Raw genomic sequence first — 25,175 nt, 5'->3', positions numbered from 1 at the left:
TGCCGGGAAGCCACCCGCTGTCCCCTCCGGGTCAGTGCCCGGGAGCGAGCGTCAGATGGGACACGCGCCCCGGACTGATGCCTGCCGCCTTGGCCACCACCGAGGGCCTCACCCCTGCCTTGACAGCAGCTCGCACGGCCCGGTTACGTGCTTCTCGAGCCCGCCTCTCCTCGAGCACAGCCCGCTCCAACGCTGCGGCTGCGGCCTCGACCGCTTCAAGCTTCATCCGCTCGTGCGCGGCCGTCGCCCCGATGTCCATCCTTGGTCCCTCCACCGTCGTCGTTCCCGACCGCCAAGGATGCCGGACGGCGAAGACGACGGCGTGAAGGTATCCACAGCCCGGGCTATCCGGCGACGGCGCGCAGGGGGACCAGCAGGGTCTCGCTGTTCAACCAGAACGCCTACGGCCAGGCCGGTGACCGCAACGGCAAGGGCCAGCCGCATGGGCACCTCCCCACGGTACCGGTGCACCTTGCCGGTTGATGGGACACGGGCGATGGAGGCGCTGCGGCCCGCCGGAGCCCCGGTTCAACCCTCCCGTGCCCCGTTGACCTCGCCTGCGTGCATGGTCTTCTCGACTGGGCGGTGCATCATCCGCAGGGCCTGCCTCGATGTCAGGCCCTGCACGCCGCACCATCTCAAGGCGTCTCGGACGCTGAGTCGCTCGTCCTGAACCATCGTGCGCAGTGCCTCCCCTGCGCGTCGTTCGTGATCGGCCACCGCGGCGTCGCGCCGCGCCAGTTCGACGGCGACCGTCTCCCCTGCTCGGGCCAGCCGCTTCTCCCGCGCGGCACGCTCGGCCCGAACCCTCGCCCTGGCCTCCCTGGCCGCCCGCCGTGCCTCCTGCGCCGCCGCTTGATCCGCCATCTGCGATCACACCCTTCCTCGAAACGACGTTCCACATCCCACAGGCAGTACCCAGGACCGTCCCGGTTCCAGCGATCCTCGAGTGACCTCGCGACCCGACGACGTCGAGCACCGACGTCCCCGCCCATTCCCGCTCCGCTCAACTCCCACACACCTCTTGCATCCACGGGAATTTCGACGCGAGTCGCACCTGGGTTGACCGCGTCCCCACCTGCGCTTTTCGGTCCCAGATCGCCCGTTCGACGGAATTTGTCCCGGTGCCTGGAACCGTGTTCAGCGGCCCGTGCTGGTCCAGTCTGCGGACCCCGTCCGCCCCCCATTGCTGCGTTCGGGAAGCGTGACGGCCTCCATCCACAAGCTGACCGCCGGGTCGGGGTATGACTACCTGACCCGGCAGGTCGCGCGGCAGGACGCCACCGAGGTCGGGCACAGCGGGCTGGGCAGCTACTACACGGCCCAGGGCGAGGCTCCGGGTGTGTGGGTCGGCGCGGGCATGGCCGGGATCGTGGGCCTGGCCGCCGGCGAGGAGGTCACCGCCGAGCACATGACCCGCCTGTTCGGCACCGGGGAGCACCCGCTGGGTGATGAGTCCGGGCAGAGCTTGGGCCGTCCGTTCCGGGTGTACCGCGGGCGCGAGGACGTGACCGGATTCCGGATCGAGGTGGCGCGCCGGTTCGAGAAGCACAATAAGGCTCTCGGGTTGCCGGTGGACCACCCGATCTCGGTGGAGGAACGCGCGAGCATCCGCACCCAGGTCGCCCTGGAGATGTTCCGTGCCGAGCACGGCCGCGAGCCGTTCGATGAGCGGGAGCTGGCCGGGCTCATCGCCAAGCAGTCCCGGCCGCGGACCATCGCCGTGGCCGGGTTCGACCTGACGTTCTCCCCGGTGAAGTCGGTCTCCACGCTGTGGGCGGTGGCCGACCGCCCCTTGGCCCTGAGCATCGAGGCGGCCCACCAGGCGGCTGTCCGGGACGCCCTGGGTTACATCGAGAAGCACGCCCTGTTCACCCGCACCGGTAAGGACGGCGTGCAGCAGGTGGACGTGCGCGGTCTGGTCGCCGCGGCGTTCACCCACCGCGACTCCCGCGCCGGGGACCCGGACCTGCACACCCACGTCGCCGTGGCGAACAAGGTGCAGACCGCCAAGGACGGGCGGTGGCTCTCCGTCGACGGGCGCACCCTGTTCAAGGCGATGGTCTCCGCCTCCGAGGCGTACAACACTGCCCTGGAGAAGCACCTGCGACCGCTGGGGATCACCTTCGCCGCGCGTGCAGTTCGCAGTGATGCGCACAGGCGGCCGGTGCGCGAGGTCGTCGGTGTCGACGACCGGCTCAACCAGGCGTGGTCGACCCGGCGGGTGAGCATCCAGGCGCGGCGCAGCGAGCTGGCGCAGGCGTTCCAGGCCCAGCACGGCCGGCCGCCGACCCCGGTGGAGTCGATCCAGCTGGCGCAGCAGGCCACCCTGGAGACCCGGGACGCCAAGCACGAGCCCCGCTCCGAGGCGCAGCAGCGGCAGACGTGGCGGGCAGAGGCCCTGGCCGTGCTCGGTGACCAGGACGGGCTGGCCTCGATGGTGGACGCGGCGCTGTCCGGTGCTCGCACCCACGGGCTAGGGGAGAGCGTCGATGAGGCGTGGGTGGAGCGGACCGCAGCCCGGGTGGTGGACACCGTGCAGGCGTCCCGGTCCACGTGGCAGGTGTGGCACGTCCGGGCCGAGGCCCAGCGTCGCGTCCGCGCCGTCGACGTGCCGCTGGAGCGGGTCGAGGACTGGGTCGAGCAGCTCACGCAGGCAGCGCTGGCGCGTAGCAGGGCGATGACGTCGGCCAAGGCCGACACCATCGTCGAACCGGAACCGTTGCGCCGGGCCGACGGGACCAGCGTCTACACCGTCGCCGGATCTCAGTTGTTCACCTCCACCGCGGTCCTTCAGGCCGAGCAACGGCTGGTCGCCGCTGCCGGGGTCACGGACGGGCGCCGCGCCTGCGAGCAGGACGTGGACGTGGCCCTGCTGGAATCGGTCGCCAACGGGGTGGCTCTCAACGCCGGGCAGGCCGCCCTGGTCAAGGGCATGGCGACGTCAGGGGCGCGGGTGCAGCTGGCGATCGCTCCCGCAGGGTCGGGCAAGACCACCGCCATGCGGGCCCTGGCCCGGGCCTGGGAGTCCTCCGGCGGGACCGTCGTCGGGCTCGCCCCGTCCGCGGCCGCCGCCGCGGTGCTGCGGGAGAACGCCGACACCCAGGCCGACACCCTGGCCAAGCTGGTCTGGCACCTGGAGCACGACCCCGAGCACCTGCCCACCTGGGCCCGGGACATCGACGAACGGGCCCTGGTGGTCATCGACGAGGCCGGGATGGTCGACACCCTGTCCCTGGACAAGGCCGTGGAATTCATCATGTCCCGAGGCGCCTCGGTCCGGCTGGTCGGAGACGACCAGCAGCTGGCCGCGGTAGGCGCCGGAGGGGTGCTGCGCGACATCCGCGCCACCCACGGTGCCCTGCACCTGACCGAGCTGATGCGCTTCACCGGGGCCGCCGAGGGCGGCGCCTCCCTCGAGTTGCGCGACGGTCGCCCCTCCGCGCTGGGGTTCTACCTCGACACCGGCCGGGTGCACGTCGGTGACCTGGCCACCATGACCGAGGACGTCTTCGGTGCCTGGTCCGCCGACCGGGCCCGCGGCAAGGACGCGATCATGCTCGCCCCCACCCGGGAGCTGGTCGCCGAGCTCAACCAGCGCGCCCGCGACCACCGCCTGGACGGAGCCCCCCGCCCCACCGACGAGGTCGCCCTGTCCGACGGCAACCACGCCTCGGTCGGGGACACCGTCATCACCCGCCGCAACGACCGCCGCCTGCAGACCGCACCGACCGACTGGGTCAAGAACGGTGACCGGTGGACCGTGCTGGACGCGCGCCGCGCCGGGGCCCTGGTCGTGCAGCACACCCGCACCGGCCGCAAGATCGTCCTGCCGGCCGACTACGTCGCGGCCAACGTCGAGCTGGGGTATGCCTCCACCGTGCACACCGCCCAAGGGGTGTCGGTCGACGTCACCCACGGCCTGGCCACCGGGCAGGAGTCGCGCCAGCAGCTGTACACGATGATGACCCGCGGCCGGGACGCCAACCACGTGTACCTGGAGGTCGTCGGCACCGGGGACGAGCACGACGTCGCGAAGCCGGACACGGTCAGCCCGCGCACCGCCATCGACCTGCTCGAGGCCATCCTGGCCCGGGACGAGGCACCGGCCTCGGCCTCCACCCTGCTGCGGCAGGCCGACGACCCGGCCGTCCTGCTCGGGGAGTCCACCGCCCGGTACGTCGACGCGCTCTACACCGCCGCGGCCGCAACGGTCGGCACCGAGCGCCTCCAGCGCCTCGACGAGGCCGCTGACCGTCTGGTCCCCGGCATGACCGGCGCGGCGGCGTGGCCGACCCTGCGGGCACACCTGACCCTCATCGCCGCCGCCGGCGGGCAGGACCCGGTGCAGGCGCTGACCGGCGCGGTCACCGCGCGGGAGGTCGACACCGCCGCCGACCCCGCCGCCACGGTCGACTGGCGCCTGGACGACACCGGGATGCGCAACACGCCCACCGGACCGCTGCCGTGGATCCCCGGCATCCCCGCCACCCTGGGCACCGACCCGACCTGGGGGCCCTACCTGGCCGCCCGCGCCCAGCGCGTCACCGACCTCGCCACCGAGGTCGCCGAGCACGCGGTCACCGCACCCACCCCCGAGTGGGCCGCACAAGGAACTGCACCCCCGGCCGATGACGTGCTCGCAGCCGTCGCCGTCTGGCGGGCCGCCAACCAGGTCGAGGCCACCGACCTGCGCCCCACCGGCCCGGCCCACGCCTCCAAGGCCGCAGCGACCTACCAACGCCAGCTGCGATCGCAGATCCAGGGCGACCGCTCCCCCGCCCTGGCCGAGTGGGGACCGCTGCTGGCCCAGGTCGCCCCAGGTGCGGTCAAGGACGCCTTCGCCCCGGTCCTGGCCGAGCGCCTGGCCGCCGCCACCCGGGCCGGGATCGACGCCGCTGCCCTGGTCCGGGAGGCCGCCGGCACCCGGGCACTGCCGGACGACCACGCCGCGGCCGCGCTGTGGTGGCGCGTCGCGCAGCACCTGACCCCGGCCGTGGACACCACCGCCGGGCCCGACCAGCTCCTGTCCACCACATGGGTGCCGACCCTGACCAGCAAGCTCGGGGAGCACCGGGCCCAGGCGATGCAGACCAGCACCTGGTGGCCGGCGCTGGTCACCACCGTCGACCACGCCCTGCAACGCGGCTGGTCCCTGGACGACCTCGCCGCCACCGCACCCACGCCCGGCACCGATGTCGACGACGCCGCGGCCATGACCTGGACCATCAGCACCCTCCTGGACGACCCGACCCACCTGCACCAGGCCGCCGGCCCCCACGAGCAGGACCTCGAGCTGGCCGCAGTCGCTGTCGACCCGCACCCGGTCTCGGTGCAGGCCACCGACGCCGAGTACCGCCAGTACCTCGACACGCTCACAGCCTCCTCCGCCGCCACCGACGTCGACCAGGCCGACGACCTCGACATCGCGCAGGTGAACGCTGGTCTGGCCCTGGCCGCGCAGTACCGCCGGCTCATGGGGCCGCTGGACCCGACCGACACCGACCTACAGCGGGCCTACGACCGCGCGGTCCAGGCGCAGGAATCACCCGTCCCGCTGCAGCGGCTGGCGCAGGTCAACGCGATGGCGCTGCACTACTACGAGCAGCAGCTGACCGCCGGTGGCTGGGCCCGCGACTACCTGACCGACCGGTTCGGCCAGGACGTCGCCGGCCACCCGCACGTGCGCCCCGGGTACGCCCCGACCGGCTGGACCCGGCTGGCCGACCACCTCCGCGCCCAGGGCGTCACCGACACCGAGCTGCAGACCACCGGGCTGGCCACCACCACCAAGGACGGCCGCCTCATCGACCGGTTCCGCGACCGGGCCGTCTTCCCCATCACCGACACCAGCGGGCAGGTGCTCGGCTTCGTCGGCCGCCGCAACCCCTCCACCACCGATGACACCCCGCACGCCGGTCCCAAGTACCTCAACACCCCCACCACGCCCCTCTTCGCCAAGGGCAACCAGCTCTACGGCGCCGACGCCAACCTCATCAAGGCCGGGGCCACCCCGGTGCTCGTCGAGGGCCCGATGGACGCCCACGCCATCACCCTCGCCACCCACGGCCGGTACGTCGGCCTCGCTCCGCTGGGCACCGCCCTCACCGACGACCAGGCCGCGCAGCTGGCCCAGCTCGGCGGCCCGGTCATCGCGGCCACCGACGCGGACCTGGCCGGCCGCATGGCCGCCGAACGGGCCCACTGGCTCCTCGCCCAGCACAACATCCCCACCTTCCACACGCCCCTGCCCGAGGGAACCGACCCCGCAGCCATGCTCCACGACCAGGGCGCCGACGCTGTGACCGGCGCCATCCTCGGCTCCTGCCCCCTGTCCGAGGTCCTGCTGGAGGAGCGGCTGACCAACCTGCCCGCCGACGAGGCGCTCGAGCCGGCGGCCCGGGTCCTGGCCACCGCCGACCCGTCCAGCTGGGACCGCACCTGCACCGAGATCGCCGACCGGCTCGGCACCGACGAACAGACCACCCGCCGGGCCCTGCACCAGGCAATCAGCGCCTGGCACGACGACCCCCACGCGGTCGCCACCCAGCAGCTCGACAACGCCCGCGATGTGCGAGCCCGGCTCGAAGCAGCCGCCCGGCAAGCCCCCGAACAGCGGTGGGCTCCCCTCGCCGACCAGCTCGACACCCGACTCACCGCCCAGGAGGACTGGCCCGCCCTGGCCCACGTCATGCAGCACCTGCACGACGAGGGCCACGACGTCCAGGCCCTGGCCCAGGCAAGCATCACCGACGAGCCCCTGGTGTCCTCCCGCCCGGCACAGGCGCTGCGCTACCGCCTCGTTGTCGTAGTTCCATCCGCGGGCAGCACGCAAGGGCCCAAGGACGCCATCGCCAAAATACCGGCCCGGCCCGAGACCGAACGGGCCCTGTCCCACGAACTATCTCATGGTCCCGTCTCACCCGGACGGTGATTCCTGCCCCATCGCGATGGCGTTCAAACTCATCGAGTCCGCGCAGCGACGCTGGCGAGCGGTCAACGCCCCGCCCCTGGTCGCCCCCGTCCGTGCCGGCGCGACCTTCGAGAAGGGCAAACTCGTCGAACGACCGAGGAATCAGAAGACCAGCAACACGTCGCGTGCTAGGCCGATCTACAGCTCTTGACAATTAATCGGTGGCTTCGTCACCGTGCGCAGTTGCCCTAGTTTTTATCCCTATGGCGCGAGACGTGCTTCAGAACCGCAGCAGTTGAGCGAGAGGGCGGCAAGCACCGTCGAACCGTTTCTGTTCGCTGTAGCGCGAGACGTGCTTCAGAACAAAAGCCTATGACCTTCTGGTCCGTCCACACCGAGGAGTTTCTATTCGCTGGAGCGCGAGACGTGCTTCAGAACGCGATGCCGGCCAGCTGGACTGAGTAGTTCACTGTCTGGTTTCTATTCGCGATGGCGCGAGACGTGCTTCAGAACCCGCAATCGTCTGGCCCAAGCCAGCGGAACCAAGTTTCTATTCGCTATGGCGCGAGACGTGCTTCAGAACGCAACGGCACGAACCTCGCTCCGGCGGCGTTCGTTGTTTCTATTCGCTATGGCGCGAGACATGCTTCAGAACTCGTGCGTCACCGTGCGCAGTTGCCCTACTGCGCCCGAAGGTTTCTATTCGCTATGGCGCGAGACATGCTTCAGACCTCGTGCGTCACCGTGCGCAGTTGCCCTACTGCGCCCGAATGTTTCTATTCGCTATGGCGCGAGATATGCTTCAGAACTCGTGCGTCACCGTGCGCCGTTGCCCTCCTGCGCCCGAAGGTTTCTATTCGCTACGGCGCGAGACGTGCTTCAGAACCGGAACATCGCATCGATGATCAACGAGGGTCACGTTTCTATTCGCTATGGCGCGAGACATGCTTCAGAACTCGTGCGTCACCGTGCGCAGTTGCCCTACTGCGCCCGAAGGTTTCTATTCGCTACGGCGCGAGACGTGCTTCAGAACCGGAACATCGCATCGAGGATCAACGAGGGTCACGTTTCTATTCGCTATCGCGCGAGACGTGCTTCAGAACGAGCGGGTCAGAAGGTACATCCAGCGCTTCATCAACAGTTTCTATTCGCTATGGCGCGAGACGTGCTTCAGAACTCGAAGAGGTCGCACGAGCCGTAGATGTCCTCGCCTCGTTTCTATTCGCTATGGCGCGAGACGTGCTTCAGAACAAGCCCGATCCGACTCCGCCAGCAGTCATGACCTTCGCGTTTCTATTCGCTATGGCGCGAGACGTGCTTCAGAACAGAGGAACGCTAGTGCTTGCGATGGCCGGCGTGGTTGGGTTTCTATTCGCTATGGCGCGAGACGTGCTTCAGAACAGATCGAGATCGCACTCACGGTGGGCATCTTGTTGTTTCTATTCGCTATGGCGCGAGACGTGCTTCAGAACACTCACCGAACATGCAGCAGGACTTCACGAAGGACGAGTTTCTATTCGCTATGGCGCGAGACGTGCTTCAGAACCCGCGACGGGTCCCGACAACAGTGACGTGGTTCCGTTCGTTTCTATTCGCTATGGCGCGAGACGTGCTTCAGAACGGGCTGGGTCGACATGCTGGACGCGGAGATGTCCTCGGTTTCTATTCGCTATGGCGCGAGACGTGCTTCAGAACGGCAACAACGCCGACGAGAAGGCGCGCAAGCTCCTGTTTCTATTCGCTATGGCGCGAGACGTGCTTCAGAACCACGACCCTTCGCGAGGTCAGCGGCGTCATCAACGAGTTTCTATTCGCTATGGCGCGAGACGTGCTTCAGAACCCCTTCGTCTCGATGTCTGCGGACCTGGATGTCGAGTTTCTATTCGCTATGGCGCGAGACGTGCTTCAGAACGAGAATCGTCGAGAGGAATCATCATGAGCTCCTGGCCCGTTTCTATTCGCTATGGCGAGACGTGCTTCAGAACACGATACCGAGCTGGCCGATGAGTTCATCGCTGAGGTTTCTATTCGCTATGGCGCGAGACGTGCTTCAGAACCCTTGGTCAGCCACGAGCACTCTGACCAGCGACGTTACAGGCTGGTGGCACACCCGGCAAGGCGGAGCCGGCAGAACCGTAGTGGTGAGGCGTTCCCGGAGTGTTCAAGTGCTGGTCACCCGCCCTGCACACCCGAGGTTCCGGTTGGGCAATGGCCCACCCAGTGTCCCTGGAGCTCAACGGAACGATCGCGGACGAACGTGAGGTTGGTCAGAGGACGCACCAATAGAGCACTTTGCTCGTCGGTTCGGCCTGACCGATGCACCGCACGTCGTCCCAGCAGACAGCACACTGGGGGAAGAGGTAGAACGAATCCTGCTCCAGGTCAAGGATGGTGTTGGCGCGCAGGACGACATGGGCCAGCTGCTCCTCATCGAGGGTCAGGATGAAGACGGATCGTTGCGTGCGGTCCCCGACCGACTGCAGCAGCGCGGCAAGTCGGGCTCGTCGTGAATCGTCGCGGACATCGTAGGCCGCAACCACCGTCCTCAACGCCATGACAGACCTGTCCATGCCACGTCGGGGTCAGAGATACTTGCAGCGAGCCGCTGCGCCTGCCGGTACAGGTGACACCGCCACGTCCCCGAGAAGCCCGGAAGAGCACCGCGGGTCATGCGCAACATCCGCCGCTCGTAGCCAGAGAGCATCTCTTCCCGGCCCGCCCTGGTCAACAGGATTCCCGTTCGTCCCGTTTCACGATGCGCGTGGCCCGGCGTCAGGCGCCTGTGCCGTGCTGCCTCGAGGACCACCTGATCCACGATCAACGGCCGGAATTCTTCCAGCAGGTCCAGGGCCAAACTAGGGCGGTTACCATCGTCCGAGTGCAGGAGGCCGATAGCTGGGTCAAGCCCCGCGGCGGCCACGGCGCTGACGCACTCTCCGAGGAGGACGACGTAAAGGAATGATAGCGCTGCGTTGGCGACGTCCATCGGAGGCTGGCGACTGCGGTGCTCGAACATCAGGTCGGCGGGGAACAATGAACCGAAAGCTGGAAAGTACGCGGCTGCGGCCGCACCCTCGACACCCATGATTTCTTGGGCAGAGGAGGTCTCGGGCAAGAGTCGGAGGCTCCGCTGCAACTGACTGACCGCTGCCGGGACGTCGTCGCGGTGGGCTCGTCGACCGAAGCGCTGGAGCACCACCGCCTGCTTTCGGATCTTCGCTTCAACGATGGCCCGGCCCAGAGCCACGGCGTCCTGGGATCCCTGCGCCGCCAGTTGCGCCCGGACTCGTTCGACACGCGTCACCCCGGCTGCCTGCAGACTACCCAGGTAGCTCCCGCGCCTTGACGCCAATACGACGTCGACACCGTTAGTCAACGCCCATGACCGGGCACCCGCGCTGAGTCCGACGCCGCCAAAGAGCACGATTCTGCTGACTCGCGAGGTGGGCACCGATAATAGATCGACGTCCTGCGCAGACTCGACCAGTAGCCGTCCAGCGGCAACGCGAACGCGAGCGCCCTGGGTGGCCACATACACCACCTTGTGCTCCGGCTCCTCCACCCCGGCCTCGGAGAGTACCGGCGGGTATCGTAGACCGAAGTCCTCGCCAAGGAAGGAAAAGCCCTCCTCGAAAGACATGATTGCCGTGTCCTCGGAACCTAGTTTCATGCCCATCCGTTCCAAGGCGCGCGAGGTGTGACGTAGCGCCTCCATGCCTTCACCCCGATCAGAGACTGCGATGGCCACGTTGTCGGCGTAACGGACCACCGAGAAGCCAGCCGCCAACACGGCCTGGTCCACTTCGACGAGGATCAGGTTGGACAGCAGAGGCGACAGTGCACACCCCTGCGCTAGCCCTCTCACAACCCCACGTCCGCCGCCAGGACGCTGTACCTTGCGGTCTAGCAACAGGTCCACGACATCCAACAGTTGCCCATCGTCGACCAACGCGCCCAATCGACGGCGGGAAACGGCGACCGGAGAGCTGGGAAAGCAGTCGTCGATGTCCGTGAGGGCCACCCACCTGAAGCCTTCGTCGCGGTGGCGGGCGAGTTCCTGGACTGCGTCCGCAACGCCCAGTCCGGGGCGGTAGGCGTAGGACGCCGGTCCGAGCACGGGATCGACGATGGGTACAAGGACGTCGTGCAGTGCGCGCTCGACGACTCGATCCCGGATGGTAGGGACTTGCAGTGTGCGGTCATGGTCCTCCAGTCGGACCTCCACCAGGTCCGCGGGCCGGTAGGCTCCCCAAGCGAGATCGGCCTGCAGCCGGATCAGTTGCTCGTCGAGATGCTCGGCGAACCGGGTGGTCCCTCGGGTCAACTGTCCGTCCTCGCCGTCTCTCTTCACCACCGCCGCCCAGGCCTCGCGCAGCGCGCGCTCGCTGAATGCACGGTCCGCGAGGAGGCCCATGTCGGTCAGGCCCCTGCCGGCCTGGTCAACGGGCGCATCTGTCGCATGTCGCGGGGAGCTCCCATGCAGTCGACGGTGGTAACGCCCATCCCCTTGAGGGTGAAGGACCCGACTCCCGTGTAGGGGGCAAGGCGCAGGAGTGCCTCTGCGACGTCGCTGTCGGCCGTCGCGCGCAGCACGATGGATCCCTTGCATGCGGACACGACCTTGAGCGTTGAGGGTAGTCCCCTGGTCCGGCGTTCGGCCGCGGAGAGCACGTCGCTGACCACACTCAGGTCGCTCGCCCACATCTGGGGTCTTGGCGGGATCGGTATGGGGCTCCACAGTCGCCATGCCCGATGGAGGTTTCTGACGATCGTGTCCGGCACCGGCAAGGGGGTCGTCCGGTTTCTGGTACTCCAGGTCGTGGGCTCGTGGAAGGTCAGCCTCCATCGGTCGGCATGGCTCCACGTGGCCAGAGCACCCCACGACTCCGCGTGCAGCAGCTGCACCTGGCGGACCGTACCGTGCTGGCTGCCCAGTCGGATCGCTGCACCCGGCCTGGCGTGCTCGTGCAGTCGGTCTTCCGCGAGCTCGCTCACGATTCCTACCTCCACCTCCAGCCCGCCTGCTGCCCAACCCGGGCCGACAGCGTCTACGGTGCGGGGGTACAGCGAGTACGGCTTGTCCGTCGCGCGGTGATCGGATCCGTCGAACCATCTCGTCATGGCGGCGTGGACGAACTCGGGCGTCACCCTCTGCGGGTCGATCCCGGCGATGCTGATCAACCAGCGGCTAGGCATCGCCGAAACTCCTCCACCGGGCGAGGGCATGACAGCCGTCGACGCGTCCCTGCGCATCGCGGTGCTCTCTGTAAGGGAAGACCACATCGGTGCGCGACGACGCCATGGCCGTTATCCGGGAGACGATCACCAGCGTGTCTGCACGTGGCTCGGGGAGCCCGGTCACCTCGCCCTCGCTCCAGACCTCCACCAGAGGAACGTCGCAGCCCTGCACTGTGATCGTGCCGGCCACCTGCTCCCGGTCCTGGGTCCGTGCTGGACCTGTGGGCTCCGGTGGCCACATCGTGATGGCGGCATCGCCCTCGTAAAGGGTGACAGGGTGCGAGGTGAGGTTCAGCACCCGAACCGGCCCTTGCTGCTGGTCACGTGGCTGCATGTGTGTGCTCGCCGTCCGGTGGGTGGATGAAGAGGCCGTCGCGGATGGCCAGGGCCGAGAGCTCGGCCACCTCGGGTTGAGCGGGATCGACCCTGGCTACGAGGAAGCAAGGGCTGGGTTCTGCGGGGTCGTTGGAAGACTCTTGGTTCAGGAGCAGCGGCACGAGCCGCGACCAGGGGCGCCGGGCGGCCGGGGGGATGATGGGGGTGCCGTTGGCTCGTCCGGGACCGCCCAGTCCGTGACCGACAGCGATCGCCACGGTCTTGGGCAGCCGGGCGGCCAGGTAGACCGTGGCCCGGGGATATGAGGTCAAGGTCTGGGTGATGGCGGCGATCACCGCCCGGGTGGCCGACTCGAAGTCGGGTGCCGTTTTCGCGCCTGTTGCCGGCGCACCGGGCTGGTGAAGGGTGACGGATACCGGCCTGCCATGCTCGTCCAGAATCCCCACGACGTGGCATCGGTCAGTTGTCAGGCCACGAGGGGCGAAGGAATGGCTGTTGGGGGTCAGGTACACGCTCAGCAGAACGCTGCGGACATCGGGGTCCCCGTCTGCGGGCAGTTGTGGTCCGATGCTCACCACCTTTGTGTCCGGAAGTTCCTCCCCACCACCCTTTGCCATCCTCCACGTGATCGCTTGCTCGCCGTCGCCCCCGAACTCGATGAGTCTGGTGTCCTTCGGGGCGTGCATGCGGTACCCCACAGCCAGCGCTACGGCGTAGAGCATGTTGGGGGCGATGGTGAAGCTGGTTCGCGTGTCGTCCTGAGCCATCAGCAGCTGGAGCTTGTGGGTGACCGAGGCGACCTGGTCGGAAAGGTCCCACACTCCCTGCCGGGGCTGAGCGATGATGTGCTCGGCGACGACCTTCTCGTCACCGTAGGTGTTGCCGAACTCCGACTCCATGTCGGCGTACAGGTCCGGCATCCAACCCCCGATCAGGCGGACGTAGTACAAGGTGCCGCGTTCTTTGGTGACCCGCGCCTGGGTGAGCAGCAGGATGACCAGCAGCACCGCGCTGACGATGCTGATGAGCAGACGGACCCACTCGTGGTTTTCCGTCCAGACCTCGATCACCACCGATCCTGCGGCCGCAAGGGTGACGGCAAGGATGGTGATGCCGGAGGCCAGCACGGGTCGGCGGTGGCTCCACAGGTCCACCCACTGCTCCGCGAGTCTTTCCTGCGATCTCTTCAGCTTCTTCCGGGGGTACCGCAGACCGGATGGAGGAATCATGCGACGCTCATCGGCCGCAGGAAGAGCAAGCCTCCCCGGCCCATGTCGGGGACCTCGACGTGTTCGAACACCTGTGCGCGGGCTTTCGTCGCGCGGCCCTTCGCCTGGGCCACCTGACCCAGGTCGTGCCACGGGACGGTCTGCGAGATCACCACTTGTACCAGTTGAGCAGCGTCCAGTGGTTGCTGGTGCTGCACCAGTCGCGCCGCGTACGCCCGGTGACCGGCCCAACGAAGCCGGACCAGAACGGTACCGTCGAGGTTCCAGCCGTGCAGGAGGGAGCTCTTGGGTGGTGTCTCGGGCAGTTCTTCCTGGTGGAAGCCGTCGAGATCCTGCCACTGGTAGGTCATGCCAGCCTGAAGGCGACGCACCTTCTCCCAATTGGTGAGAACACCCCCGGTGAGATACCACTCCATCACGGTCTCCTGCTTCCGACGAAGGTCGACATGGTGTGCTGGGCCTGGTCCAGAGGCATCAGTCTTGGCCCGGCCGCGGGCTCGGGGGCCAGTTCCACTCGGCCGTATCCGCGACTCGCACCGCCCCCGAGACGTACGAATCCTTCGTGGAGGTCCTGGGCCACCAGACGGACCAGGGCCTCGAGCAGGCGCCAGGCGTCACTGGGCGGATCAAGTCGCTCGATGACCACATCGAAGGTGCCTTCGATGATGACCTCGTCGGTGAACAATGCCGAGTCTTTCGCGCCGCCGGTGAACCTGTCTATGGCCACGTGTTCGAGGGTTTCGGTGCGAGCATCTCGGACAGCGCTGTCGAGAATGCGGACTGAGGCCCGCCGCCCGCCTGTCGGGCTCGTGAAACCGAACAGCTCGCAGGAGAGGCACACACCGCACCGCTGCTCCGGACAGTCCGCCAGGCCGAGGGTGTGCAGCATGTAGTCGAGCCGCGACCGCAGGATGCCTCGCACGCTGCGGCCGGGGATCACCAGGTCCTGACCCATCCTGACGACCAGGTTGACCCTTGGTCGGGTCGTGCTTTGTGTGGTTTCGCCCGTACCGAAGTGGAGCGGTTCGACGATGCGCAGCGGGATGACGATGGTCGCCCGGGGCTCTGGATCGGCGATGGCGACCTCGTCTGTGGCCACCACCGTGCACAGCTCTGGCCCGTGGTGGGTCAGGTAGAGGAGGAGGTCACGCTCGTCGGACAGGTCCAGGGTCCCTGTGCGAACCTCGACCACCTGCGAGTCACCGCGACCGTTGGTCACCGAACTTCCCAACAGCGGGTGCCACGTGCCGAGCGCCTCGCTGACGACCGCCGACTCCCCCGGTGTCGGGTTCTCGAGCAACCAGAACGTGATGAACTCGGTTCCGGGCGGGAGGCGCCGGACGTGACGCTTCGTGCTTTCCCGCGCCGCGCCCCTGTATCGATCTACTGCCGTGGAATGCTCGTCGAGGAAACCCTGGTCACCGCGGTCCGGGGTTCTGCCACCCAGGACGCACAGTCGACTGGCGTTGGGGTCTTGGCCTCCCCGGCCCATCAGGCGAACCAGGTCCGTGTCGCCGACGCCTCGGGACTGCAGGTGCTGACGAAAACTGCCGGCCAGCGTGGTGCCCGGCATCACGCTCCCGTTGCCCAGCTCGACGACCGGGACGGCGTCTGGTCCGCTGATGCCGGTGGCCTCGCCCAGGATGGGCGTCGACTGCGGGGCCATCACCCCGCCTGGGCTGGTCAGCCGGATGGTGGCCGTGAACACCTGCACCGTGCGCAACCGGGTGACGTTCATACTGCGGCTCCGCAGCTCCGTGTGGTGGCCAGGGCACCGTAACCCTCATGACGGCGTAGACCCAGACCCTGCATGGCGAGGGTCTGCAGTGCCGTGTCGGTCAGGGGCTGTGCTGTGCGAACCAAATAGGTCGTGCCCGCCGCCACGACTCTCTCCTCCGGCTTGGGAAGGCCAGAGGCTGCGTGCCAGCCGCCGTGGACGTCCCATCGTGGATCGCTCCAGGGGTTGGTGAGGCGAACCTCTGCCTGAAGCAGATCCTCCAGCTCGGCGGTGTCGGGGACAGGGGCCGGGCGTCCAAACTGGTCGACGAAAACGCCAGGGGAGGCGAGCCGCAGGATTGCTTGCCTGTCTGATCCGGGCACTCTCTCCAGGGTGGGTGCTGGGCCCGCGGTCAGTTCGATCGTCGCCATTCCTTGGGTCGAGCCGGCGCCCCCTAGCACCACTCGACCCGTGCACAAGTCGAGCAGTTGGGTGAGCAGATCGACGGCCCCCTTCCTGCCCGCGATTCCCCCGCGGAACACCGTGCCGCGCGGGACGACCTCGCGCTCGAACAGTCTGGTGTCGACTGCGGTGCCACTCTGTCGTGAGATCTCAACATGCATGTCCCGTCGCAGGCCCCGCGGACGGGCGCCACGGTCTGGTGGACCGTCCGGTGCGGGTAGCTGCCCTGTAGCTTCTTCGAGCGGTCCACCGCAGGTCGGGCATTCTCCAGCGGTTGGACACTCCTGGTCCAAGGCACGATCCCACGCCGGTCGACACTGCGGTGACGGCCGTCTCTTGTGACGCAGGATGGCGTGCGACAACGGGAACCCGCCGGTGTAGCTCGGCCGGAAGATCAGGTCACCTTCGAACAGGGCTTCGAACTCGGTGCGCCGAGGGTGCTCGGGCGTGGGTGCGCCGTGAGCGTTGATCCATACCTTCGCCAGCGCCCCTCGCAGGACACTCCCTGGCACGTGGGTGAGCGTCGTTCGAATCTGGCCGCCCCGTGGCCGAGAGCCTAGCGTCGCGGCCTGTTCCAGGGTGATGCGGACGTCGAGCCAGTGATCCATCAGTCGCCTTCCTCGATCGTCCAGAGACCCAGCTCCCTGAGCGAGTCCTGGTTCAGCTCTACCCCGCCGGTGACTCCGACCCAGCCGAAGCCACGTCGGCGCATCCCCCCGAGGAGGTGGATCGCCCTGGCTGCGGCCGTCAGGGCCAACGCCTCGGCACGGGCTTGTTCACTCCCGGTGCAGTCGATCCGGTCCACGCGGAACTGCGCCTGGCGGGTCTGGCCGACCCTGGCGCGCAGCAACATGTCCTGGGTGCTGGTGTGCGTGTCGGGATCGATGGAGACACGGAACCTCTCCGCCGGTGCTACCGCGCCCGCCTCACCATCGGCCGGTACGACGAACCAGTGCCACGGGCTCGGCACCTCCGCACTGCCGAAGATCTGCTCCAGGCGGCGCGGCGGCAGCCCGAGCACACGAGCTGCAGCGTCACTCATCAATCCCTTGATGTGCGACTCGCGCAGAGGATCGACGAGGTCGACGGTGGCGTCGAAGCCGGCTCGGGCCTGGCCGGTCGCGATGAGGAACGGTGAGTGGAAGTGCACTGTGAAGGCGAGGGACGTCATCGGGAGTCCTCCTGCGACGACCGACCACCTGGGTGGGGGTCAAGGTCGGCGGCAACCTGCAACGCCCACTGGACATCCTCCAGGTGACCTTCCGGCGTCGTGGACGAGCCGACCAGGCGTTCCACCAGGTGGCGCGTCCCCTGTCTGCGCGTGACCTCCGAGACGAGTTCCCATGCCTCTGCTGCCTCGTGGTTCGCCGCCGCGTGCATCATCACCGTCGAACGATGGGCACGAGGCACAGAGGCGAAAGTCCGGATGGTCTCAAGATGGGCGCGCAACCATGTCGCGGGTCGTGGTGCGGGATGGCCACTGTCGGGTTGTCCGCGCACTGAGTCGCGCCAGGCGATCCACGAGTTCATTCCCTGCTGCTTGGCGTCGTCGAGGCCGTCGGAGGCCTCGCGGATCGCGTCGCCGAGGGGGCGCTTGGCATGGTGGATCGCTACGCCGACGGACAGCGTCGGAACGGTGAGGCCCTCCAAGGACCGGCTTTCCTGGGGGCTCCAGGTAGCCGCGAGGGCACGGTCGAACTCCGAGCACAGGGTGACGACGAAGTCCCACACGGCATGCGCGCTGACGGATGCGATCAGGTCATCACCCCCGATCACGTGCGGGATCAGTGCGACGTCGGCGACCTGGCCTGAAGCGCCGTGCAGGAGGCAGTGTCGTGAGGTGGCGTTCAGGACGGCCGTGGTGGTGGCGGACTCGATGGCCCGGGTCACCTTCCCCTTGTTCACACGCTGGGTCGCCGCCGCCACGAAAGCACCTACAGCGTTCCCGTCAGCACAGATGAGCGCTACCCGGGTGGCCGCGTCCTCCGGGTGGCGGCGTCTTCCTGTTGATCGGGCACCTAGGGCTGCGAGTGCGCTCAGGTCGTCGGGGACGTTCAGATGGACGTGCGGGTGCTGCGCACGGAGCTCATCCCACAGGCGACGCAGTGACCATGCACGTTCACGGGCTCGGTAGGCGGCATGCTGCTCGCGCAGTCCACAGTCCTGGCACCGCTCCGCCTCCGCGGTCGGGGGCGCCGAGGAGCTCGCCCCTCTCGGCACAGCCGTAGACCTGCGGCATTGGCGACATGGCCGGGCGGCTGGGTTCTCCAGTCCAGGGGGAAAGGACTGCAACCACCCCTCAGGCCTGGCTCGTCTGAACTCCGCGTACGTGGCCGGCTGGCCGCTGGACCACGTCGCGGTCAGTGCCGCTGCGGGGAGGGAGGCTCTGAGTACTCTCAGGGTCGTTTCTGCCTGCCGTGCGGCAGGCACCGTCGGGTCCGCCGCGCGGAGGCTGACGATGCCCGAGACGTTGCCAGCCTCGACATTCCATTCCCACCCCGACGAGGTGTCCAGGAACTCCGTCCACAGTTCCTCGTCCGTCGCCTGGCTGAGCATGGACGATGCGCCCCGCAGGCCCCGAAGATCTGGGCTTCGGAAGAGCCAGTCCTGGATTCGGATGATACCGACGTCGAGGTAGTGCACCGTCAGCGTCTCCTCTGCTCAGGGACACCCGGCACGGTCCGGGCGTCTGCCGTGTCCAGCACCTGCTCAGTTGCTGGCTGCTCGGCGGTGGGCAGCGCGACGAACGGCGTGATGGTCCTCGTGCGTTCGCGACTGGTCCGTTGGTGCCCGATGGATTCCTTCCAGAAGTGGAACGGGGCCTGTTCCGGCGGTCCTTCGTGCCGTGGGTAGGACACGAGCTGGGGGTTCACGAAGTCTTCGGTGACCATGTGAGCCAGAGCACGCCAGGTGCGGACGACGGGAGCGGGCGCGGCGGCCACGAACGCCTCCACCGCCGCGTCCGCGGTCAGCGCGTCAGGTGGGTCCTCGGAGTCACCGGTCCACCGGGCGGGCATGTCGGCCAGGTGGAGGGTGACACCGGACCGGGCCGCACCCAGCCCGAACGGCTTACCGCCGCCCAGCCGAAAACGCGCCGCCTCGGCTGGCACGTCAGAGTCGTGCCATGCCGCGAGCCACCGCGCCGGGTCCACTGCGGCGATCAAACTCCCGACCTGTTCGGTGGACAAGCCCTCGAAGAAGATCTGGACGGTGAATACCGAGCCGACCGGTGCGCACGCCCGGTGCACCACCTCGTCCTGGGCCGCCCCAGCGGTCTGGGCCTCGATCCGTGCGGCGCGGCCTGGCCAGGAACTGGTCCAGTAGCGTTTGGAACCTCGGATCGGGCGAGGCTGCCCGTGGTCCGCCGAGGCCCCCCACTCGCGCAGCGGCCGCTGAGGCGCCAGCGGCAGGCGCCGCTGCGCCTCGGGATCATCGGCCATGATGCTCTCTCCGGCGAGATTAAACTGTCCGGCTCCGGGGCGTGGAGAGTCGACACGCGGCAGCGTGAGCACCTCCAGTACCGGCGCGGACGAGAACTGACCGCTACCAACCCACACGTGCCCGGCATAGGAATGCTGTTCTGCACCCCGCCCTTCCTTGACCGCCGCCTTCTCGTCCGTCGTCAGCTGCTCGATCGAACCGAACATCTGACAACTGGGGCACAACAGGTCGGTGCGGCAGGGACTGGCGTCACCCGCGCGCTCGCCCGCGCTGAAGTGACCTGCTGACCTCCAGATCTGGGATAGGCCGACCCATGTCACATCTTTATGCGTGTTGCGCTGGACCCAGACCGGCTGGCCGCGTTTAAGGATCTCTCCTCCCGGGCCTCGGGCGACGAGCCGTCTCCCAAGGGTCTTCCCTCCCCGCCCTCGGTTGTAGGCGCGATCTCCGACAGGCTCATAGAGCCAGCCGTCCAGACCGGGGACCGCACCGCGCAACCCAGGGTTGGTCTTACGGTCAGCGAGCCCCGCTGCCGCATGGTTGAAATCGCTGACCACCTCCGGGTCGACGAGGACCGTCCCCGCCCTGAGCTGGTCGAGACTCTGTGGTCGGCGGACTGCCCGGAACTTCCAGCGGTCCTCAGGCCCTTGTCGTGCTCGGGTGTCGGAGACGAGGAGGGTGTACTCGCCCGCGTCGTGGAAGAACACCTCCGCTGCCAAATGAGGCCTGCTCATGGACGTCTCGACTGACAGGTGTGCCCCGGTCCGTACCTGCTCTCGTTCATGCAGCCCGGCGCACTTGATCATGGGCACCGAGACCACGTCGCTCTCCGGCACGATGTAGAGCCGAAGGGAGGTGACCTCTCCCGTGTGTTGGTCATGCTTGACATCAGCAACGAGGGCCAGCTCGCGCTCGTTGCCCCGCGACATCTGTTCGCGGTACGCAGGCACGAACTCCGTATCGAATACGCGCAGGCAGCTCCCGGAGAGGGCTTCGTGCATGGAGCGGAGGGCCCCGCGTATTGTCGATCCCCTGAGCGGTAGGACAGAGGGGACGTCAGTCGGTGAGGCGGCGTGGGCGGTCGAGATGGGTGTCGTCGCCGTGAACGTGACGTCTAGCCACCCGCTGCGGGTGCCAGGCTCCGCACGCCGGTGCCCCACAGGACGTGCCCTGCGTTGGTCGACGGCGGGCGCGATCGGTACGAAGTTGTATGGATTGATAAACTCCACCATTGCGCTCCGCCTCGTAGTTCGAACTCGTCAAGGTTCTTCTACAACTCTGTGCTGCAGCACGCTAGCGGGTTTATGTCGCAACACCCCCCACCCCCGGGATGCGTGTCGCTATCTGCTCCCACAACAGGGCAATGGCGCCCTTCTGCGATCCACCGCCCCAGAGGCGGGCATCGGCGACCGAGGATCGGGTGCTCTTGCACTCGATTGCGGACTCGCGGGGCGGGAAGTACGCGCGGACCGTCCCAGCAACGGTTCCGCACAGAAACCTCAGATCACACATCACGATCTGCCAGGGTGCCAGCGCAGGTGGGCCAGTCCAGTACAGCCACCACCCTGCCTACTTCCCCTGGGCCTGGACGGTTGGTGGCCGGAGTCGTAGTGCGGCCGTAGGATCCGCCGGGTCCAGGGGGTGCGGCCGTAGCTGGCGGTGGTGGTCGACGTCGCCGGTGTAGTGCCGTGCCCGGGGTTCGTGTGCGTCCTGGAAGCGGACGTGGGCGGGTCGGGCGGGCCAGTCGTGGTGGCGGTTGTCGCAGGCGGTGCGTAGTCGGGTCTTGCGGCGCTCGAAGAAGGCGGGCAGTGCGTAGCGGTGCCATTCCTCGAGGGCGTCGCTGGCGATGGCCTGGCCGGCCTTGCGGCGCTGGTCGGCCAGGACGGCGATCTCGTGGACCAGGTGGGGGTGGGTGGGCCAGCACGGCGGGATGATGTAGGAGGGGTCCCAGACGTGCTCGGTGTTGACCCATTCGACGACGGCCTCGAGCCATTCCCAGAGCTCGGTCCGCATGGGTGGGTCCTGGATGGTGCCGGGGTCCCAGGGGCGGGGCAGCTTGCTGGGGTGGCCGACGGTCTTGCGTGGCGCGTCGTCCCCGTTGAGGGCGATGTCGAGTTCCCGGTAGGCGTGAACGATCATCGGGCCGGGGGCGGGGAAGGGCCTGGCCAGCGGGTAACGTGCCCGTCCCTGTTCTCCTGCCTGGTGGGTCGTGCTCACCGGTCGTGTTCCGCTGTGACGAGGCCGTGCTGACGGGCTGCGGCCAGGGCGTCGGTGGTGCGGGCCTCGGGACTGATCGTGGCGCGCTGGTGGCCCCCGATCTGGTCGCGGAGCATGGCCTGGTCGGCCAGGAGTCGCCTGCCGGGTCTGCCGTCGATGCAACGGTGGAGCCGGGCCATGACGGGTTTGCCGTTCTCGGAGATGACCAGGGCGTGTCGTTCCTTGATCTGGCGGATCTCCGATCCGGTCAGCACGGGGATGTCCTCGGCCGAGTAGGTGCGTCCGCCGCGGTGGCCGGTGTTCCAGGTGGCCCGGCCGACGCGGACCTTGCCGACCAGGTCGGAGACTTCCTGGTTGAAGGCGACGTCCTTGGACCCGCCGAACAGGACCAGGTTGTTGGTCAGGCCGAGCACGGCGCGGGCCTCTTGCTGGCCGAAGATCGAGTCGAGCTGGGCGCGGGTCTGCGCGGCCCAGATGAAGGACAGGCCCAGGGCCCGTTCGTTGGCCATCCGGGTGCGCAGGGTGGGCAGGGGGGCGGTGGAGGGCAGCTCGTCCAGGCAGGCGAGCAGGGGCGGGCACAACCTGCCCCAGCCGGACCGTTGGGCCATGCCCAGCGCGGTGTCCAGGACGTGCTCGGCCAGGGCGGTCATCAGCGGGGAGGCCGAGGCGTAGGGGTCCTCCCGGCCGAGCAGGTAGATGGTGCCCCCGCCGGCGAGAACCTGCCCGATGTTGGTCCCCGGTCGCCCGGGGCCGGGGACGCACCGCTGGCGCATCGGTTCCTGGAAGAACAACGACAGTGCCTGTTGCACGGTGGTGACGGTGTTGCCGGCGGTCCGTTCGTCTCCGTGGAGGGCCCCGTGCAGCAGTCCGTGCCAGAACCTGGCGGCCTGGGGGTGGGTGCGCAGGATCTCTGAGGGTTCGACGGTGGAGCGCGGGTCGGCGACCCACTCCAGCACGTCGTCCAGGGTGCGGCTGGTCAGCGCGGCCGCGTGGAAGTAGGCCTGGATGACCTTGGCGGCCTCGGCGGCGTAGAACCGGGCGGCCTGGTCGCCGTACCCCTCGGCGACGGCACCCTTGATCGTGCCGGCGGTGAACGCCTTGGCCCGCCGCTCGGCCACGACCGCGTCCACGCACCCCTCGATCGGGTCCCACACGAGCTCCGGGAGTCCGGGCACCAACCCGAACGGGTCGAGCACGACGCACGGTCGCCCGTCGCTGGAGCGGGCGGTGAACGTCAGGAGCAGGTCGTCCGGTTTGGTGAGGGTGACCAGGGCCGCCCCGGGAGCGTCGAGCAGGGCAGGGGTGAGCAGGTCCAGGGTCTTTCCCGACCCTTGGGGCCCGATGACCCCGGCGGTGCGGTCCCACGGCACCCACAGGTCCACCCCGGCGGGGGCGGTGGACCGTCCAAGGTTCCATCCTGCGTCCCGAGGATCGAACCTGGTCCGTGCCCGCCGAGAAGGGTTCACCTCCCCGGCCTGGGCGGGGCCGCGGCGCTGGAAGAGGCCGGGCAGGTTGAGATTCATCGTGCGTCCTTTCCGTAGAGGTCGGGCCGGATGACGGCCCTGTGCCTGCGGAGCCGGGGTAGACCCAGCAGCGACGCGGCCTCGGTGCGGGAGGCCATGCCCCGCAGCCGGCCCGGTCCCCAGCGCCGGTAGGCCACCACGGACAGGCCCAGAGCGCCGAGCAGGTTGACGGCCGCTGTGATGAGCACCCAGGTCCGCAGCGCCCCCGGTTCGGCGACGACGCCGGGGTTGGTCAGTCCGGCGCCGGCGTCGCCGCGCAGGAGGCCGGGCAGGCTGGGGAAAAGCTCGGTGGCGGGGGGCCAGCCCCAACCTCCGCCGGCGAGGAGGTTGGCCACGGCCCGCCCGGTATGCACCCCCAGCACCGCGATCAGCATCAGGGTCAGCAGGATCGCCAGAGGGATCTCGTAGGTCCACGGGTGCGGGTTCTTGAGTCTGTCCTGCTGCATCGCTTCCTCATCTCCGGGTCGGGGGAACTGTTCTGCGTCCTGAAGCGGACGAGGACGGTCCAGGGACTCAGCTGGGTGCTTTCGGGTTGTCGTCGATGTTGCCCAGGCGCCAGATCTCGAAGATGTTGTTGTCCAGCGCGCGGCTGTAGCTGAAGAAGCCGACGCCCTTGGCGGGGTTGGCGGCCTCGATGCTGGTGCTGGTGGCCGGGTCCCAGACGAACCCGACGTGCCCGATGGTGTGCGGGCCCAGGTAGGAGTCGAAGAAGAACAGGTCCCCCGGTTGGGCCTGGTCGAGCGGGACGCGGAACCCGTTGCCCATCGCCAGCCAGTCCCGCTGGGCCTGGGCGGTGCGGGGGGCGGTGATCCCGATCTGGGCCATCGCGGTCTGGGTCAGTGAGGAGCAGTCCCAGGCGTTCGGCCCACCGGCGCCCAGGATGTAGGAGTCCCCCTCCTGTCCGGCCGCGAACGCCAGCATCTGGGCCACCCGTTCGCTGCTGACCGGGGGCAGGTCGGGGTTGCCGCCCTGGCCGTCACAATGCAACGGGTCTCCCAGCACCAATCCACCCCCATACTGCTGGGCGTAGTACAGGACGTCGTTGACGTACCAGTCGGCGTGGTTGTACGCGAACAGCGCATCACGCACCCCCTCCTCGCCTCGGTGCACCCCGGAGGCGGTCAGGTATTTGGCCGCGGAGTGGACCGAGTCGGCATCGTTGTCGATCTGCGCCAGCCCGTCCCCGTCCCCGTCGACCCCGTAGGCGGCGAAGGTGGCCGGCATGAACTGCATGAGGCCCCGCGCACCCGCCGAGCTGGTGCCGGTGTTGGCCCCGTGGGCAGTCTCGGCCATCCCGATCCCTGCCAGCAGTGCCCACGGGATGCCGTACTCCGACCCGGCCTGCTCGTACAGCTCCTGGATTCCCGACGGGATCGGCAGGGACGGGTTGTGCAGGGAGTCCTGGCGGGGCTGCCCCGGTGCGGGCAGCTCGAACCCGATGCCACCCTCCCCGTCCTCGGGCAGTTCAGGCACCCACGGTGGCAACGCTTCCTCCCCCGGCGCTGCGGAGGGTGCCACGGCGACACCGCTGAGGGGGGCACCGCGCTCGAGCATGAACGGCACCGGGTCGATCGGCTGCCCGTCCTGGCGGATCTCGAAGTGCAGGTGCGAACCGGTGGAGTCACCGGTGGACCCCTCGACCCCGACCCGTCCACCTAGTGGGACGGCCTGCCCGAGCCTCAGCGGGCTGGGTGCCGCCAGGTGCAGGTACCGGGTGCTGATACCACCCCCGTGGTCGATGGTGACGGTGTTCCCTCCCCCGCTGGTCCACCCGGATCCGGTGACCGTGCCGGCCGCGGCGGCGACCACCGGGGCACCCGCCGGCTGGGAGGTCATGTCGACCCCGGCGTGCAGGCGCCACTCCAGGTGGATCGGGTGGAACCGCTGCCCGAACCCCGAGCCTGGGGTCAGGGCATATGCGCTCTCGTACGGTGGCCGCCAGTCCCCGGTGACAGGAAGGGTCCCCTCGCACAAGAGGGTGCGGTGCACCTGCGCCGCCGCGGGCGTGGCCACCGAGGCCACGAGCACCGCGGTGGCCAGGGGAAATCCCAGCAGCACCGCGAGAGCGGCCATCACGGCCAGGACGCCTTTCACTCACC

16 protein-coding genes, 1 pseudogene and 1 CRISPR repeat array are annotated in these 25,175 nt (G+C 68.5%); of the genes and pseudogenes, 2 read left to right on the top strand and 15 right to left on the bottom strand.

Annotation, left to right across the window (positions count from 1 at the left end; all coding sequences use genetic code 11):
* The first annotated feature begins 1,204 nt into the window (after window positions 1-1,204).
* Window positions 1,205-6,934 carry a MobF family relaxase gene (gene mobF / locus FJR00_RS13955; protein ID WP_141339266.1) on the top strand — a complete coding sequence of 1,910 codons (5,730 nt, stop codon included), beginning with the start codon at window positions 1,205-1,207 and terminating at the stop codon, window positions 6,932-6,934.
* A 10-nt stretch (window positions 6,935-6,944) separates the two neighbouring features.
* Window positions 6,945-7,124, top strand: a pseudogene (locus tag FJR00_RS13950) (hypothetical protein); the annotation flags it as partial.
* A gap of 39 nt (window positions 7,125-7,163) precedes the next feature.
* A CRISPR array of direct repeats spans window positions 7,164-8,825; the repeat unit is 37 nt; unit sequence GTTTCTATTCGCTATGGCGCGAGACGTGCTTCAGAAC.
* Window positions 8,826-9,180: 355 nt separating this feature from the next.
* Here FJR00_RS13950 and cas2 read toward each other — a convergent pair.
* The 15 genes from cas2 to FJR00_RS13875 all read right to left on the bottom strand — a co-directional run bounded on the left by cas2 (window position 9,181) and on the right by FJR00_RS13875 (window position 25,170).
* Window positions 9,181-9,468, bottom strand: coding sequence for a CRISPR-associated endonuclease Cas2 (gene cas2, locus FJR00_RS13945; protein WP_141339265.1), 288 nt, complete (start codon window positions 9,466-9,468; stop codon window positions 9,181-9,183).
* The gene (gene cas1 / locus FJR00_RS13940) at window positions 9,459-11,327 is read right to left on the bottom strand and encodes a CRISPR-associated endonuclease Cas1 (protein ID WP_181409641.1); all 1,869 of its coding nucleotides are present in this window, start codon (window positions 11,325-11,327) and stop codon (window positions 9,459-9,461) included. Before cas1 ends, cas2 begins: the two co-directional genes overlap by 10 nt.
* A gap of 5 nt (window positions 11,328-11,332) precedes the next feature.
* Window positions 11,333-12,109 carry a CRISPR system precrRNA processing endoribonuclease RAMP protein Cas6 gene (cas6, locus tag FJR00_RS13935; protein WP_181409640.1) on the bottom strand — a complete coding sequence of 259 codons (777 nt, stop codon included), beginning with the start codon at window positions 12,107-12,109 and terminating at the stop codon, window positions 11,333-11,335.
* Entirely contained in the window at window positions 12,102-12,449 is a 348-nt protein-coding gene (locus FJR00_RS13930; RefSeq protein WP_141339262.1) for a hypothetical protein, read from the bottom strand. The genes cas6 and FJR00_RS13930 overlap by 8 nt, the downstream gene beginning before the upstream one ends.
* Window positions 12,450-12,471: 22 nt before the next feature.
* Window positions 12,472-13,641 carry a hypothetical protein gene (locus FJR00_RS13925; RefSeq protein ID WP_141339261.1) on the bottom strand — a complete coding sequence of 390 codons (1,170 nt, stop codon included), beginning with the start codon at window positions 13,639-13,641 and terminating at the stop codon, window positions 12,472-12,474.
* A 71-nt stretch (window positions 13,642-13,712) separates the two neighbouring features.
* Entirely contained in the window at window positions 13,713-14,132 is a 420-nt protein-coding gene (locus tag FJR00_RS13920; RefSeq protein WP_141339260.1) for a hypothetical protein, read from the bottom strand.
* Window positions 14,132-15,454, bottom strand: coding sequence for an RAMP superfamily CRISPR-associated protein (locus FJR00_RS13915; RefSeq protein ID WP_141339259.1), 1,323 nt, complete (start codon window positions 15,452-15,454; stop codon window positions 14,132-14,134). Before FJR00_RS13915 ends, FJR00_RS13920 begins: the two co-directional genes overlap by 1 nt.
* Complete coding sequence (locus FJR00_RS16680; RefSeq protein WP_377466741.1) at window positions 15,451-15,864, bottom strand: type III-B CRISPR module-associated Cmr3 family protein; 414 nt, start codon at window positions 15,862-15,864, stop codon at window positions 15,451-15,453. Before FJR00_RS16680 ends, FJR00_RS13915 begins: the two co-directional genes overlap by 4 nt.
* 638 nt (window positions 15,865-16,502) lie before the next feature.
* Complete coding sequence (locus FJR00_RS13905; protein ID WP_141339257.1) at window positions 16,503-17,066, bottom strand: RAMP superfamily CRISPR-associated protein; 564 nt, start codon at window positions 17,064-17,066, stop codon at window positions 16,503-16,505.
* A complete protein-coding gene (locus FJR00_RS16675) occupies window positions 17,063-18,451 on the bottom strand; it encodes a Cas10/Cmr2 second palm domain-containing protein (RefSeq protein ID WP_377466739.1) in 1,389 nt (462 codons plus the stop codon). Before FJR00_RS16675 ends, FJR00_RS13905 begins: the two co-directional genes overlap by 4 nt.
* An 89-nt stretch (window positions 18,452-18,540) precedes the next feature.
* Window positions 18,541-20,337 carry a hypothetical protein gene (locus tag FJR00_RS13895; protein ID WP_238330502.1) on the bottom strand — a complete coding sequence of 599 codons (1,797 nt, stop codon included), beginning with the start codon at window positions 20,335-20,337 and terminating at the stop codon, window positions 18,541-18,543.
* A 568-nt stretch (window positions 20,338-20,905) separates the two neighbouring features.
* The gene (locus FJR00_RS13890; RefSeq protein WP_141339254.1) at window positions 20,906-21,553 is read right to left on the bottom strand and encodes a hypothetical protein; all 648 of its coding nucleotides are present in this window, start codon (window positions 21,551-21,553) and stop codon (window positions 20,906-20,908) included.
* Window positions 21,550-23,076 carry a type IV secretory system conjugative DNA transfer family protein gene (locus FJR00_RS13885; protein WP_141339253.1) on the bottom strand — a complete coding sequence of 509 codons (1,527 nt, stop codon included), beginning with the start codon at window positions 23,074-23,076 and terminating at the stop codon, window positions 21,550-21,552. Before FJR00_RS13885 ends, FJR00_RS13890 begins: the two co-directional genes overlap by 4 nt.
* Window positions 23,073-23,522: a hypothetical protein gene (locus tag FJR00_RS13880; protein WP_141339252.1), complete on the bottom strand. Its 450-nt coding sequence runs from the start codon at window positions 23,520-23,522 to the stop codon at window positions 23,073-23,075. The genes FJR00_RS13885 and FJR00_RS13880 overlap by 4 nt, the downstream gene beginning before the upstream one ends.
* Before the next feature lie 67 nt (window positions 23,523-23,589).
* A complete protein-coding gene (locus FJR00_RS13875) occupies window positions 23,590-25,170 on the bottom strand; it encodes a peptidoglycan DD-metalloendopeptidase family protein (protein ID WP_141339251.1) in 1,581 nt (526 codons plus the stop codon).
* Window positions 25,171-25,175: the final 5 nt, after the last annotated feature.

This window comes from Ornithinimicrobium kibberense (assembly GCF_006519705.1).
Taxonomy (GTDB): Bacteria; Actinomycetota; Actinomycetes; order Actinomycetales; family Dermatophilaceae; genus Ornithinicoccus; species Ornithinicoccus kibberensis.
This window is presented reverse-complemented; position numbering and strand designations above follow the sequence as displayed.